General features: G+C 63.8%; 1 protein-coding gene (running past one end of the window). It reads right to left on the bottom strand.

Features of this window, described 5'->3' with window-relative positions; genetic code table 11:
• Positions 1-15,926 carry part of the coding region annotated (locus tag B5D13_RS08625; protein WP_159444014.1) for a BspA family leucine-rich repeat surface protein on the bottom strand (this coding region is incomplete at its 3' end). 23,514 nt of the annotated region lie beyond the right edge of the window, so 15,926 of the 39,440 annotated nt are shown.

The following is a 15,926-nucleotide window of genomic DNA, read 5'->3' as shown; positions in this document are numbered from 1 at the left end:
CCGAGGTAGGCGGCCTCGCTCCTGCCGAGGAGGGTGTAGCCGGCGACGGCCAGGTTGTCGGCGTTGCGGTAGCTGACGCCGGAGACGGCCTCGTCCGCCCACGCCTGCTCGTCGGTGACGCCCTGGTGGGAGACGCGCTGGCCGGCCGCGTAGGCGGCCGGGTCGGCCTGGGCGACGACGTTGCCGTCCGCGTCGCGCTCGACGGTGCCGTCGGCCCTGAGGGCGATGAGGTCGCCGTCGCCGGTGACGACGTAGCGCTCGACGTAGTAGGCCGTGTCGGTGTCGGCGCTCCAGACCGCGTAGAGGGTGATAGTATGCGTGGTGTTGTGCTCGGCCTTGCCCATCACGTAGGAGTCTCCCGGCGCGGTGAAGGTAACGCCAAGGTCGACGCTGGAAGTCCCATCGGCGACGGCCAGCGCGGAGGCATCCCTCGAGGCGAGACCCGTGGAGCTGCAGACCGAAGTCGGCTTCGTCCCAACCTCATAGCTGGGCTTAGTGCTCCATCCCATAAAGGTGTATCCGTCGCGTTTGATGTCAACGGGAAGCAGAATCGTCGTCTCGGAGCGGTAGGAGCCGTCATGGCTGGCACCGTCGTCGAAAGCTCCGAGGCCGGTGTCGAAGACGATGTTGTTAAAGCGACCGACGTAGTAGAGCGTCAGCATCATCTTAGACTCGGCCGAGATAGTGCCGTGGGACTTCGTGATCGCAGTGTAGCTCAGGTCGCCCTTGACGACAGTCTGGGGAGACGCCTGCCAGACGTAGGTGTAGCCGAGGACGTTGTCGTTCTTGCTCCACTCGTTCCTCGTGACATTCTCGACGGAGGCCTCGACGTTGGCGACCTCGTCAGTCGTGCCGTAGAGCGTCTCGGTGGCTTTCAGTGTCTTGACCTCGACGTCGCCGGTAACGTAGAAGTACTCGACGTCGAAGGCGGTGTCGTTGCGCGCGCTCCAGACCGCGTAGAGGGTGACCTCGGAAGCGGTGGGCATGGTGTAGCTCCCGCCCAGGACGACGAAGCTCATGCCATTGGCGGGGTCGTCAACAGGTTGTCCACTGATCGTGGTTGAGGCAGACTGGGAGGCGTAGCCAGTGGAGGTGTTCGCGCCGGAGTAGATGGACCAGCCGACGAGGTCGTAGCCGGCGCGCGTGATGTCAGCCGTGCCCGGGAGCTGGATAACCGTGCCGGTAGAGTACTGCGCATCGGGCTCGGTGATCTGCCAATGGGCGGTGCTCGGTCCAGCCACGAAGTCGAGGAAATTCAGGTTAGGAACGTAGACGAGCCTCAGGACGAGGGCATCGGCGATTCTGCCGTTGATGTTGCCATGCGCCACGGAGGTGTACTCGTCGCCATTGTGAATGTTGGTAGAGCCGGTGACGTTGGAGTTGTCCTGGAAGACGTACGGGGTCAGCTCGTCATCGTCGTAGTAGGCGTAACCCGCCTTATCAGTGTTGTCGTGGTTGACCCAGCTCTTGCTAATGTCGGGATCGTCCAGGGCGGCGTCAGCGTATGCCTCCTCGTCGGTAACGCCAACATGGTTGATCACCGTAGTCGTAGTGGTTCCGTCACCCTTGACGACGACGACCTCGACCGTATAGGCCGTGTCGGCGTTCGCCTCCCAGACCGCGTAGAGGGTGATGTTCGCGCTGGTAGGAACGACGTACGAGAGGGGCGTTACGTCACTGGCGGGAACGGGCGAGAAGACCTTGCCGCCGTCATAGCTGCGCGAAGCGTAGGCGCTGCCCGCAATGACCTGCGACATCGTTCGGCTCGCGAGACCCGTCGACTCGTTGGTCGCGATGCCGTCGAGGGCCTGCTCGGTGGTCCACCCCTTGAGCGTGTAGCCGGGCCTCGCATAGGTGCCCTCTCCCCCACCGGCAACCGTGCTGGAGGGGAGGACTATCGTCTCGTCGGTGAGAACCTCGACGATAGTGGTCTGGCCAAGGTTGGAATCAGAACCGCCCTCGAGGGTGATGACGTGGCTGTTGGGCTGGTAAATCAGGACGAGCACGGTCGAGCCGTCGCCGGAAATAGTCCCACGGGCCACCGTGGAGTGTCCGCCATAGCCGGCTGCCGCATAGGCATATCCGGCAATGGCGCGCCTGTCGTCGTTGCGGTAGCCCTCGGTCGCGTTGGCGTCCGCCCATGCCTGCTCGTCGGTGACGCCCTGATGAACGACGCGGTGGGCGGCGTCGCCGGAGCCCTCGGTGAGGTTCGTGGGGACCACGAGGCCCTGCGCGTCGCGGACGAGGTTGCCGTCCTTGTCGATCGCCACGAGCACGCCGTCGCCGGTGACGACGTAGCGCTCGACGTAATACGTGGTCGTGTCGTTGGCCCGCCAGACCGCGTATAGCTTCTGAGTGGTAGTGGGCATCACGTAGTCGGCACTGACGCCGGAAGTCACGGACGTCCAGTTCGCACCGCCCTGGTCGGGAGCATCGCCCGTAACGGTCGCGAGGCTGGCGGCTATGGTCTGGCTCGCGATGCCCGTCTTGTCCTTGCCCGAGGGGCTCGTGGACCAGCCGACGAGGGTATAGCCCGCGCGCTGGACATTAGTGGGAAGCTTGAAGGTGGACTCGACGTCGTGGTTCTCGACGCGCGCATTGGTGTTCGCGCCCGCGCCCGAAGTGAACGTGCCGAGGCCCGCATCGAACTCGAGCTCGATGGTGTCAGCCTTGTAGAAGATCGTGAAGCGAGTGGCGTCGTCGACGACCTCGTAGCCGAGGATGGTGAGAGTGACGTCGGTCGTCTTCGTGCCGGCGGTAGTCGATACCGAGGAGGCGTAGGAGTAACCGATGAAATTGTACGGGAAGTTGCCGGCCGCGGACTCTGAGCTGGAGAAGATCTTGCGCTGGTGGTCATTCTGCACGTCACCGGTGACGATAGTGTACTGGTCGTCCGTGATGCCCGTGAAGCTCTCGGTCAGCACCTCCTCCTTGATAACGCGGTTGCCGTCCACGCGATAGAGGTCGACGTAGAACGTGGTGTCAGTGTTGGCCCTCCAGACCGCATAGAGAGTGGTAGAGGTCGTCGGCATCGTGTACCTGACGCCACTGGCAATCCACTGGGCTCCGCCCGCAGCGGGGTCGTTGCCCGTCAGGGTGCTGATGCGCAGGTACTCGCTGCGCGATGTCGAGCCCTTGGCGGTGGCGCAAGCGGGGTCGGTGCTCCAGCCCATAAAGGTGTAGCCGTCGCGCTTGACGTCGACGGGAAGCGCGATGTTGGAGAGCTCGGTGGTGCGCTGCCAAACGAGCCCGTTAGTGCCGGCGGTGGAGCCGGCGGTGAAAACGCCAAGGCCCGCGTTAAAGGTGAGGTTGAGTGTGTCGGGCTTGTAGAACAGCGAGAAGTGCGTGATGCCCTCGCCCGCCGCGTTCACGGCAATCGCGAGGGTCGTGTCGGACTCCACGCTCGTCATGCCAACGTTGAAGGACGATCCGAAGGTGTAGCCGACGAACGCGACGTTGTAGCGCGTGTCGCCGCTAACGCCCGAGCGGATGTTTACGTCATGGGAGGCGGTGGAGTACGTAGTGGTGACGGTATAGTCGTCGTCCACGATGCCGGTAAACGTCTCGGCCCAGGCCTCCTTGATGTCACCGTCGCCCTCGACGCGGTAGTGGTCGACGTAGTAGCTGATGTCGTTGGCGCGCCAGACGGCGTAGAGCGTGATGGTGCCGCCCACCTCGGAGGCGTAGGCCATCTCGAAGTCAGTGCCGGGGAGCGTGAAGTGCTTTCCGCCAGAGGTCCAGTCGCCAGTCGCGTCAGAGGAAAGAGTGCCGGCGTTCGTACGATTGGTGCTGCCTGTGGTAGACGCCGCGCTGTCGTGCACCGACCAGCCGACGAAGGTGTAGCCGGGACGGTCGAGGGCTTCGCCGAGCGGAAGCTCGACGAGTTCCTGAGTCAGGTGGTTGGTGCCCGCATGCGGATTGGTGCCCGAAACCCAGATTCCCTCGCCCTTCTCGAGCATGAGCTTGTAGGTGTTGGGCAGGTACCAAAGCGTGAACGAGGAGCTGCCGTCGGGGTCGATGTTCCCGTAGGCGGAAGTCGTGACCTCGTGTGAGCCGACCGAACCCGTCTGGCCCTGAGCGAGGTAGTGGTAGCCAGAGGGAACGACATTGAGGGTCGCACTCGTGATACCGCCTGCATAGCCGGCCACGGTCGCATCGAAGCGAAGCTCGGTATCAGAGAGGCCCGAGTAGACGTCAGTCGTGAGCACGACCTCGTCGCCGTTGCCCGTGAGCTTGCTGCGAATGATGGTGTAGTCGACCTCAATGGGCTTCCAGACCGCGTAGAGCGTGATGTCATGGGTCGGCATCTGGTAGGTCGCGCCCTGCGCGAAGAAGATCTGGTTGTAGCCCTGCTGGGTGTTGAGGACGCCGATCGCATCGATGAGCCGGAAGGCTGTCTCTCCCCTGGCCGAGCTGACCGTCACGTCGGAGCCGTCGACCTCGACGGTCTGGCGCGTGGTCCAGCCAACAAGCTCGTAGCCGGTGCGACTGACGTCGCCCTTGCCCTTGAGTTCGAAGGTCTCGTCGGAGCGGTGCGTGCTATCGGTCATCGTAGAGACGCTGGCAAGGTCGCCAAGGTCGTAAGTGAGGGCGGAGACACGATCGGCGTACCAGTAGAGCCTGAGAATCAGTGAGCCGTCACCGTCGATGTTGCCAGAAGCGTCGGTGGTGCCGCTGCCCGGGGAGATGGTGTAGCTGGCACCGTTCAGCACGAAGGTATAGCCCTCGATGAGGATGTCGTCGTTGTAGACTTTCGCGTTCTGCTCGAAGGAAGTACCGTTGCGACCGTCTGCGTGGGCGATAGAGTCGGTGGTGCCTGTGCGCTCGGCCTGGTAGGCTGCGGCGCTGGTGGGAACGCCATCGTCGTCGCGCACGATGCTGCCGTCGACGTCGAGGGCGACGACCTGACCGTCTCCCGTGATGATGTAGCGCTCGACGTGGAAGACGGTGTTGGTGTGGGGTTTGTAGTACAGCACGAGTGTCGTCGCCTGGCCGTAGACGACCTCGACGTTGGCGTGCGTCGTGACGGTCTGGCTGACGCCGTGGTTGTCGACGTAGGTGTAGCTCTGGTTGTCGCCAACGAAGTCGTAACCGGCAGGGGTGGATTCCTTCTCCTGCGCATAACGGCCGACACGCGTCTCAAGGTTGGTCTTGGCGATGAACGTCTCGAGCGTGCCGTCGCCACGCACCTTGATGTGCTGGACGTCGTAGGTCTGCGGGAGCGCATCCCAGACGGCCTTGAAGGTGACGGCACCGACGGGCATGGAATAGGCGTCGCCGGGCTTGTAGATGACGCTCATGTCGTTGCCGATCATCCAGCCCTTGAGGGCGTAGCCGGCGCGGTAGGCGGCAGATCCGTTGGTGGGCGTGCTTCCCGGATCGATCGCAGGGAATGTGATGGCCGTGGTTGCCTTGAACTGCCCAACGAAGCGCTTGCCGTCATCAGAGAGCGTGTAGCCCTCGAGCTCGGTAATGCGCCAGGTGCCGTTGTTGACGTCGAAGGTGAGGGCGAAGCTGCCAGGCACGTAGTAGAGCCTCAGCACCGTGGAACCGTCACCGAGAATCTCGTTGTTGGTCGAGGTGTCACCATGAATCACCTCGCCACCCTCGCCATCGGGCGTGGTGTAGTAGTACGTCGCGTTGTAGGCGTAGGCCGGCGTCCCGTTGACGATGTGGACGTTGTTGCGGTTGTCGATCGTGTAGTACTGGTGTGCGATCACGTCGTACCACTGGTCGGTGGCGCCCGTGACGGCGGAGGCGGAGGCAGGAACCGAGCCGGGCACGACAACCGTGGCATGCGCGCCGGTCTTGCCCTGGTAGACAACCTTGGCATCGTCCTCGCTCGCGGCATCGTCACCATTGGCGTCGACGGGCGTCAGGGTTCCGTCCGCGTCGACGCGATAGCGGACGACGCTGTAGTCGACGTCGACGGCCTCGTAGATGAACGGAAGCACAAGGCCACCGTCGGCGGCGACGATGCCGGAGGTCTTCGTCTGCTTGGGCAGGGCCGCGTTGACGCTCTGGTCGACGCCGGGCTCGAAGAAACGGTACCCGGCAAGGCCGAACTCGCTCTTGAGGGCGTCGGCACGGCCGGAGAGGTCGCCCGTCGACTCGTCAGCCGTGCCGTCGCCGTAGGCATGGCTTCCGACCTTAGACATGGTGCCGTCGCCGCTGATGGCGTAAACGTCGACAGTGTAGGTCGTGGCGTTAGTAGGGACCCAGACGGCGTAGAGGGTCATCGCCGTAACCGGCATCGTGTAGGCAGAGCCGGCAGAGAAGTACCTGCCCACGTAGCCCGCGCCCGCAAGCGTCGCGGCGAGGGCATCCGCGGCAGTGCCCGTGGCTTCGGCAACGACTGCGGAGTCAACGGTCCGCTCCGACGTCCAGCCGACGAGACGGTATCCGCTGCGCTTGACGGCGGAGGCCGCGGGAAGCGTGATGTTCTGCTCGGCACCGTAGTTCCTGCTGATAGCGTCGCCGTTGAGCTGCCCCTTGCTGCCGAGGTCGAACGTCAGGGGGATCTGGTCGGCCACGTAGACGAGGGTGAGGACGAGCGAGCCGTCCGCAAGAATCTCACCGGAGACCGTGGACTTGCTCAGATCGAAGCTGTAGCCGGTCAGAACGCTGAAGGGGTTGCCCTCACCATCGGTCTCGGAGCTGGTGTAGTTGAGGTGCGCGTAGGTAAGCTGGCGAGCGGAACTCGTGTCACCGGCGTTGCGGTTGACGATCGCGGTGGTACTGGTGAGGCCGCTCATGCTCACGACGTTGGTGGCATCACCCGCAGTGGCCGCACCGCCGTTGGAGTTGAAGGCATTGAGGGCGTAGCGGTTGCCGTTGCCGTCAATCTTGTAGAACTCGACGGTGTAGTCGGAGTAGTCGAGCTGGTAGAAGAGCACGAGGCGTGTCGAGCCGTCACCGGCGATGGTCGCGGACTGGACCATCGCGGAGGGCATGCCCGAAACAGGGGTTAGGCCAGGTGCAACGCTGTTCTCGGTGTCGAACTTGTAACCGAGTATGAACATGGGCGTGATAACGCCGGAGTTGGCGTTGTAAGTGACGTCGGTCGCGCTCGCGCTGGACGCGCCCGTCGCAACCGGAGTGCCGGTCGTACCCGCGAGCTGGGTCGTCTTGTGGAGAAGGACCTTGGTGCCGTCGGGGTTGACGATGTAGCTGTCGACGTAGAAGGTCGTGTCGAGGTTGGCGGCGTAGTAGACCATCAGCTTAAGCGGCGTCGCGCCACCGACCGTGCCCGTAAGGACGCTCTTGAAGCCGTTCGAGCTGTCACCGTAGGCATAGGCTCCGTCGGCCACGAGCGTATAGCCCTTGAACTTCTCGTCCGTGGAGGTGTTGCGCGGCGTCGCGCTGACGGAGACGTCGGTCATGTTCTCGAGATGGTCGACGTCGTAGGCAGACTCGAAGATGGTTGAGTAGCTTCCGTCGTTGTTCTTGACGACCCTCCAGTGCTCAACGGTGTAGGCGGTCTTCGTGTTGGGGGTCCAGACGGCGTAGAGCGTGCTGCCGCCGACGGGCACGAGGTACTGGAGGCCGGGCGCAAGGATGTCGGAGGCGATGTCGGTCGCGTACTGTGCGGCAGTCGCCCCAGAGCGCACGGTGGCGGCGTCGGCCCTCGTCGTCCAGCCGACAAGGGTGTAGCCGGCGCGCGAGGCCTGGCCGACGGCGAGGAGGGTTTCGGTCTTCTCGCTCTTGGTAGCTTCGACGCGCGGGTCGGATCCGCCGACGAGCCACGCGGTATTGGCATCGCCCGCGAGGACGTACGTGAGGGAAGCGTCATCGGCCTCGTAGAAGAGCGTGAGCGTGAGGGCGTCCTTGGCCGAGACGGGACCGGAGACGACGGAGTTGTGCGCACCGAAGGAGGCCTTGTAGGTGTAGCCGTCGAAGCGGGCGTCGTACTTCTCGGAACCGAGAACGTAGGGAACCGCAGTGGCGGTATCGTCGGTCGCAATGCCGCTGAGCGTCTCGGAGATGACCTCCTTTGCGGTGCCGTCACCGGTAATGCGGATGTGCTTGACCGTGTACTCGACGGTGGTCAGGGCCTGCCAGACGGCATACAGCGTCAGGTTGTTGCTCGGCATCTCGAAGTCGAGGCCGCCGACTGCGCTCGCAGAGAAGAACGTGATGCCCTCGGTCGCAAGGATGGCCTGGGCCTTGTCGATGTTGTCCTGTCCGGTGGACACGTTGGCGCGGGAGTCGGTCGACCAGCCAAGGAAGGTGTAACCCAGGCGCTCGACGTAGGCGGTACCGGGCAGCGTGTCGAGCTTGCCCGCCTTGACCGTTTGGGTTCCGTAGTCGGTGCCCGTCCAGCGGGCGCCGCCAGAGGTGCCGACGACCAGCGTCAGGGTCTGGTCGAGCGCCGTGAAGTAGAGTTCGAGCGCATCGTGCTCGGCAAGCTGGTCGATGGAGAGCGTGCTCTTGTGGCCGGGGTACGCGAAGTCGGCATCGAACTGGTATCCGATGATGGAGAGGTCCTTGTCCGCCTGGGTCGCCGCGACGGTGGAGTCGACCTTGGCGCTACGCTCCTCGCGCTGGTACAGACGGATGCTCCTCTCGGCGGTTGAGTTGTCGGTGAACAGGAACCAGTCGACGTAATAGGTAACGTTCTGGGCCTCGTAGTAGAGCTTGAGCGCAAGCGTGGAATGACCGTCGGCATCGACGGTGACGGGGGCGTTCGTGACCTCGTTGTAGGTTCCGGCCGTAGTGGAGGCAGACGTTGCCGCGACCGTGACGCTAGAGGTACGCTGGTAGTGCTCGTAAGTCTTGACCTGCTCGTCGGTCACGCTCGCGTTGATGTCAGTCTCGCCGTTGGTGACGGTGATGACGTCGGCGAGCACGAGCGTGTCGGCGCCGGTGTGCTTCCAGTACTCGATGGTGTAGCTGATGTCGTTGCGCGGGCTCCAGATGGCGTAGAGGGTCGTCGCGGTCGAGGGCATGGTGAACGAGCCGCCAGCCGCGTAGAAGCTGCCGTCGTCGAGGCCCTCGAGCACCTGCAGGAGGTCCTTGGCGAGCTGGCCCTTGACAGAGGGATCGGTGACGGTGACGTCGCCGCCATTGACGGTCACAGTGGCACGCGTGGTCCAGCCGGCGAGGGTGTAGCCGGAGCGACGAACGTTGGAGCCGCCGGGGAGCGTGACGACCTTGCCCGCAAGATAGCTCTTGGAGAGGTCGACGCCGGCGGGGTACCAGCCGCCCTGGGTCGTGTTGAGCGTCAGCGGAAGCTCGGTAGCGATGAAGAAGAGGTTGAACACCGTGGAGCCGTCGGCCTCGATGATGCCCTCGGCGATGGTGCGGACTTTGTCCTCCGCCTCGTTGTTGAGCGTGTACCAGACACCATGCTCGAGGAAGCGATAGCCCTCGGGAGCCGTCTTTCGGTTCCACCTGTTGTTGGCGGCCTCGTCAGAGTCAGCGTCGACGTAGCCGGTGCGATCGGCGATGCCCTGGTGGATGGTCTCGGTCTCGCCCAGCTGCGTCACCGAGCCGTCTCCAGAGATCGCCCAGCGAATGACCCGGAAGTCGATGTCGTTGCGCGGCTCGTAGTACAGGTCGAACACGGTGGTATTGGCGGTGTCGCCAGCCAGGTGTCCGTGGATGCGCTGTGTATAGACGCTCGTGAGGCTGGAGCCACCGAACGAGAAGACCGTGCCATCGGGCTTGACGACATAACCTGAGAGCGTCGGGGGAACGATGGTGTAGTCGGCCTCGGTCGTGGCACTCTGGGTCGCATCGCTGTGGTCGAGCACGACGACACCGTTCTTGAGCTTGTAGTAGTTGATGATGTAGGTCGACGTGGTCGGGCTCCACTGGGCAACGAGGGTCATCGGCGTGCGGTTGGTGACGAACTCGCCACCCGGGAGGATGGTCCTCTCGACGCCGTCGTCGTCGGTGTACTTCCAGCCAGATAGCTCATAGCCAGGACGCGTGACGTCCGCCGCGACTGGCGCGTTCATGGTGTAACCCGAGTTGGGAGCCGTGGTGGGCGTCTGATCGGTTACCGTCCAGGACGCGATGGGGTCGATCGCGTTAAGGTCGTATGTGAGCGCATTGCCCGTGGCACGATAGTAGAGAACGAGCTCGAGCGTGCCTCCTGCGGCGACGATGCCGTCAGAGGTGGTGGAGTACGTAACGCCGCCGATGGTGACCGAGAAGGACTGCACGTACTCGTAGCCGCGGGTGAGCACCGCATCGACGATAACCTCGTTGAAGCGGTAGTCGTTGGAGCCGTCGACGTGGCTCGATGCGCCGTAGGCAAGCGCCGTATCGTCGACGATGACGTGCGTGTTCGCGTACCCGGTGCGCGTGACACTCGCGACGTAGCTGCCGGAACCGTCATCGAAGATAGCGAAGTCCTCGATCGTGCCGGATCCGGTATAGCGCTTGAAGTAGATGGTATAGGTCGTGTCAGGCTTGGCGTTGAAGAAGAGCGAGATGCGCGAGAGGCCGTCCGCGCCAACCGTCACATGGTCGATCGTGTCGTGCGCACGACTGGCGTCGACTTCGTCGTCGTGATAGGTGGCATTGTAGCCGTAGCCGGGATAGGTCTTGTCGTCCGCGGTCGCATAGACGACCGTGTCGGTGTAGGCTTGGCGACTCTCGAGCTGCTGGAGCAGCGTGACCTGCCCGTCCTCGCGAACGCCGTACTGGTAGATCGAGTACGTGGTCATAAGCGGCTTCCACACCGCGTAAAGCGTCGTGTCAGCCTTGGGCATCGTGTAGGAGCTACCGGCGGAGAAGTACGTGCCGCCATCCTTGATCAGGTCGAAGAGGTCGAGCGCCTTCTGGCCCGTAGCCGTGTTGACGGTGACGGACTCGCCGCTGACGGTGACGGTCTGCCGTGTGGTCCAGCCGACGAGCTCGTAGCCCGAACGAGTGACATTGGTCGTGTTGACGGGTAGAGCGGAGATAGTCTTGCCGAACTGGGTCGCCGGGGCCGAGTCGGCCGAGCCAACCCAACTGCCCGCACCGGTGCTATAGGTGAGGGTGTAGGTGTTGGGTTTGAAGTAGATGTAGAACTTCGAGCTGCCGTCGCCTGCAATGGCGCCAGAGGCGGTGCTGCGGAAGGTCCTGCCGTTGACCGTGAAGCTGACCTTGTCACCCGGATAGCTATACCCATCAGGAGCGACCGCAAGCACGTGGCAGTAGGAGCCCTGAGGGGCCACTTCCGAGGCGTCTGCGTCCGCCTTGACGATACCGCCCGCGTACCCGGTGAACGCGTGAGCGGCGTCGACGATAGTGGCGTTGCCGTTGCCATCGACCGTGTAGACCTCGACGGTGTAGCCAACGGTGGCGGGCCTGAAGATGAAGACGAGTTTAAGGCTGCCGTCGCCGGCGATGGTGCCGGAGGTGAGGCCGGCGTAGTCGTCGCCCTGGAATGTGATCGTACCGGTGGCGTCAAGCTGGTAGCCAGCCGGGGCGCTCACCGACGGCGCAGCCGTGCTGTCGGTGCGTCCGTAGGCCGTGGTGGAAGAGATCTTCTCGACCGTTCCGTCTCCGTTTTGCTTGAACTGGATGATGGTGTAGGGGGTGTTCTCGTTCGCCCTCCAGACTGCATAGAGCGTCGAGTCCTTGGCCGCGGGCGTGACGAAGGTCGCGCCAGGGGCGTAGTCGACAGTGCTGAGATCGGAGTTCACGCTCCAACCCTGGAAGGTGTAGCCGGGATAAGTGACATCGGCCACGCCGGGCAGGGAGATGCGACTCTCGGTGCGGTAGGAGCTGCGTGCGTAGTGCGAGTGGCCGGAGACCCACGCCGCGGGCGAGGTAACCACGAGGTTGAGAACGTTTCCGCTGTCGGCCTCATAGTAGAGGTCGAGAACGAGGGTGCCGTTGCCGAGTGCGTTGACGCTGACGACACCCGAGGTGACGGACGGATAGTACTCGTTGGTCCCCGGCGCCCTGAACGTGTAGCCCACAACCGCAATGGGGGTGGCGTTTACCGTCTTGCCCACATAGTCCTCGAATGTGTCGGACTCTGCGGCCTTGACATAGTGGCTGGTGGGATCACTGTCATGCCACTGACCCGTAACCTTCCAGTAGTTGACGGTGTAGGTCGCCTTGACAGCCCTGAAGACGTGGGTGAGCACAAGGCTACCGTCGCCGCAGATCGTTCCAGAGAGCACGGAGGAGACGGTCTTCGAGGTACCCAGGTAGGTGCCGGTAACGCCAACGCCCTCCCCCACCAGCTCATAGCCAGCAGGCGTGCTGACGGCAGGCGTGGCAGTCGAGTCGGTTGTGCCGCTGCCCTGCTGGTCATCGAGGCGAGTGAGGTTGCCGTCGCCGTCAAGGGCCCAACGCTCGACCACATAGGGCGTGCTCGTGTTGGCGGTGTAGAACAGTAGTAGGACAAGGCTGCCATCGGCCTCGACGCGGCCTTCGGTCTTGGCGCCGGTATAGCCGGCTGCATAGGTATAGCCGTCCCAGCCGCTCGTGGTGGCGGTGTCGATGGGCGTAGCATATGCGACGGAGCCCGTCGCGCCGACGAGAGACTCGCTGGCGACCAGAGTCGTGGAGCCATCGCCATGGACCTTGTAGTGCTTGACGGTGTAGCCGACGTTGTCAGCCTCAAAGAGCGCGCGGTAGGTAGCGCTCACATAGATGCCGCTTACGGGATCCTTGGCAGGAACGAGGAACGCGGGGGCCGCGGGACCGTCGATCGTGCCGTCTACCGTGGCGCGATAGCCTGTGGTGACGTTGAGCCAGCCGACGAAGCGGTAGCCCTCGCCAGCGGTAGCCGTAGAGCCTAGCGGAGTTCCGGATACGGGACGGACGCTTTCGCTGGGACGGGAGACGCTTCCGCCCTCGCCAGCCTCGTACGTGAACGTCGCGAAGCCTGGTGCCTCGCCGAAGATGGCGGTGAACACGTAGGTGGCCTCGCTCGACCAGCCGCCGTCGGGCTTCGCGGGGACAAACGTGACGGCCGTGCTGACGTTCCTGCCGGAGGCGTCCTGCCAGTGGTCGAGACGATAGCCGGCGCCCGCAGTGACGGTGGTGCCGGATGCCGCCTGGTCGGCGGAGACGAGCTCGCCGTTCGTGCTTAGGCTGCCGTGGCCATCCGTCTTGTAAACAATGGATATGCCAGGGGCGGGATCGATGACGTAGTAGAGCGACAGGGCCATCTTCCCGTCGGCAGCGACGACGCCGGACGTGGTGGAGAGGTCAGAGCGATAGGTGTAACCGCCGATCGAGACCAGGACGGTATCGCCGGCGACGACCGAGACGGTCTCACCGGTCGTTCCGTAGCGGATAACAGGAGCGGGGTCAGTAGCGACCGAGAAGCTGCCGTCGGCATTCTGGAGAAGGTAACGCACGGCGTAGGCAACGTTGCCCGCCGCCTCGACACGCAGCGTGTAGGTGAGAGACTCGTACAGCCCCGTCTCGGAGTTGCGAGATGGAGTAAAGGCCGCATTTTCGCTCACGAGCTGGTCGCCCAGATACCAGCCGACGACTCGGTATCCCGCGGCCGCATAGCCGGTAGCGCCAGAGGGAACGCCGCTGACGGGACGGACGGACTCGGAGGGGATGCTCGTCCAGGAGGTGGTGCCGCTCTCGACGGCGTAGGTGATGACGACGGGCGCGTCCTCCTCGAACAGCGCGTAGTACGTCATGGGCTCGAAGCGACCACTCGACCCACGAGACGGCACGAAGGTTGCCGAGCTCGACGCGGTGGAGCCGTCGGAGTAGACCCAGCGCACAAAGTGATAGCCGTCAAATGCCCGAGCGGTGACGGCATACGGGCTTACGGCGATGATGCTGCCCGAGGCGTCGACAACGTCGCCGGAAACCGAGCTGAGGAGCTCAGCAACGGAGGCGACACTACGGTCGGGGAACGAGAGGCCGGTATAGGCGTTGCGCGGGTCATGGACGGTCGTGGTGGTAATCGCAAGCCCTACGCCCTCGGCCTCGATGGTTCCGTAGGTCGCGCCGCCGTTCTTCTGGACCTCGAAGCCCAGGGCGATGATGTCCTGCTTCCAATGCGCGAACAGCGGTGTGAGGACGGTCGGCATCGGAATGGTCGCGCCCGCGCCGTAAAGCACTTCTCCGTCAGCCGAAAGCGACCAGCCGTCAAGCAGGTAGCCTCTGCGCGTGACCTCGGTGTCGTCAGGCAGGGTGACGTTGGTCTTGGGAGTTGCGACGATGGTCGCGTAGACGCCCTCGGAGAAGGAGCCACCGTTCGCGTCGAGGGTTATGGTCTGGCTACTGGGAATCCAAAGCGCGACGAGGTTGAGACCGCCGTCGGGAACGACGAGGGAGGCAAGGTCCTCCATGGAGTAGGCGTTGCCGTCGGAGGAGCGCCAGCCATCGAACATCCAGCCCTCGTCGGCTGTCGGCTCGCCCTGGAAGACGGGTGCAAGCGTTCCGGGGACGGCCTCGGGGTAATTCTGCGTCGCGAAGGCGCCATGCTCGCCGGGCTGGTAGGAGACCCTGACCAGACGCTGCCAGATGGCGGAAGCCTCGGTGTCGCCAAGGGCGACGATGTCATCGAGGGAGTCGACGGTGCGTGTGGTGACGGTGCCGTCGTCGGAGGTCATGATGACCTTCCACCCCTTGAGAACCCAACCGGTATCGGAGGTGACGTTCAGAATCGCGTCACTGTGCGTGCCGTACACGATGTCGGCGACGAATATCTCCTGCGAGACGGCACCGGTTATTCTGCTGTCGACGGCAAAGCCCGTACCGGCAGTGAGGGTTCCGTGAGGCTCGGTGCCGGCGTCGACGATCAGGTCGTAGGTCTTTGCCGACCAGACGCCGAAGAGCCCGAGCGTCTGTCCGTCAGAGAGAGTGACCTCGTCCATGTCCGAGTAGACCTTGGCACCGTTGACGCTGGTCGCCCATCCCTGGAACTCGTAGCCGTTCGCACGGAAGCCACACTTGGCAAGAGGCGTCGCAATGCCGGCAACGACTCCCTGGCTGGCCATGGCGCCGACGGAGGCGGAGTTGGCGGGAACGTTGGCATTGTAGACTACGTGGGCATTCGGAACGATCCAGTAGGCGACGAAGCTGACGTCGTCGTTGACGACGAGCCCCTCCACTGCGGAGAGGTCCGCCTGGCGATAGAGGGTCTCTCCAGAATCGAGGGAACCGTTGCCGTTGGCGTCGACGAACCATCCGCCGAAGGAGTAGCTGGCGTCATCGCTCTCGGGCGTCACGCCATTGGTACCGACGAACGCAGGTACCTTGGCACCGGGGGCGACGTGCGAGAAGAGCGTGTTCCCCTCCTGCGAGCTAAACGTCCCGTGGTCGCCGGGGAGATAGCTGAGGGTGTATCCGTCGGCCCACTGCGCGAGGAAGACCGTGGGTCCGATGATCGTGTAGTCCGCGACGGCGTCGGCCGCGATTGTCGTGTGCTTCTCCTCGCCCTGGCTGTAATAGGTGACGGCCCAGCCCGAGAGGAAGCTTCCTTCGGCCGGGGTGACGACCACGCGGTCGAAGGCGGGCTTCGATCCATACCAGATTGCCTGGCTGTCCTCACCCGAGATGGTTCCCTTCGTGACGTCGGAGCTGGCAAAGGTGACGCTCACGCGCTCTGCCGCCCACTGAGCGAAGAAGTCGACGGTGGCACCGTCGCGGTACGTGAGGTTGCTGACATAGCCCTGTGACGACGTGAAGGTGAAGGTCTCGTCCGAGGCACCGACGACCTCCCAGCCCGTCCAGACATTGCCCTCGCGCAGGAAACGGTTAGCGATGGAGACCTGCTCGCCATACCTGACCGTAACGCTCGTCGGCAGACCCGCCGACGAATCGAGGTAGGCGTCGATGACGTTGCCGTGGAAGACGACGGTGTAGGAGATGGGTGTCCAGTGAGCGTAGAGCACGATGTCCGAGTTGCCCATGGTGATGCTGTCACCGAAGGAGTACTGGGCGGTCGCGTCGTCGCGGTGCGTGGCGTCGTTCCAGCCGTCGAAGGTGTAGCCGCGACG

The sequence above is a fragment of the Olsenella sp. KH1P3 genome (genome assembly GCF_900167315.1).
GTDB classification, from domain to species: Bacteria; Actinomycetota; Coriobacteriia; order Coriobacteriales; family Atopobiaceae; genus Olsenella_J; species Olsenella_J umbonata_A.
The sequence above is the reverse complement of the archived record's forward strand: the minus strand, read 5'-3'. Positions and strand labels throughout refer to the sequence as shown.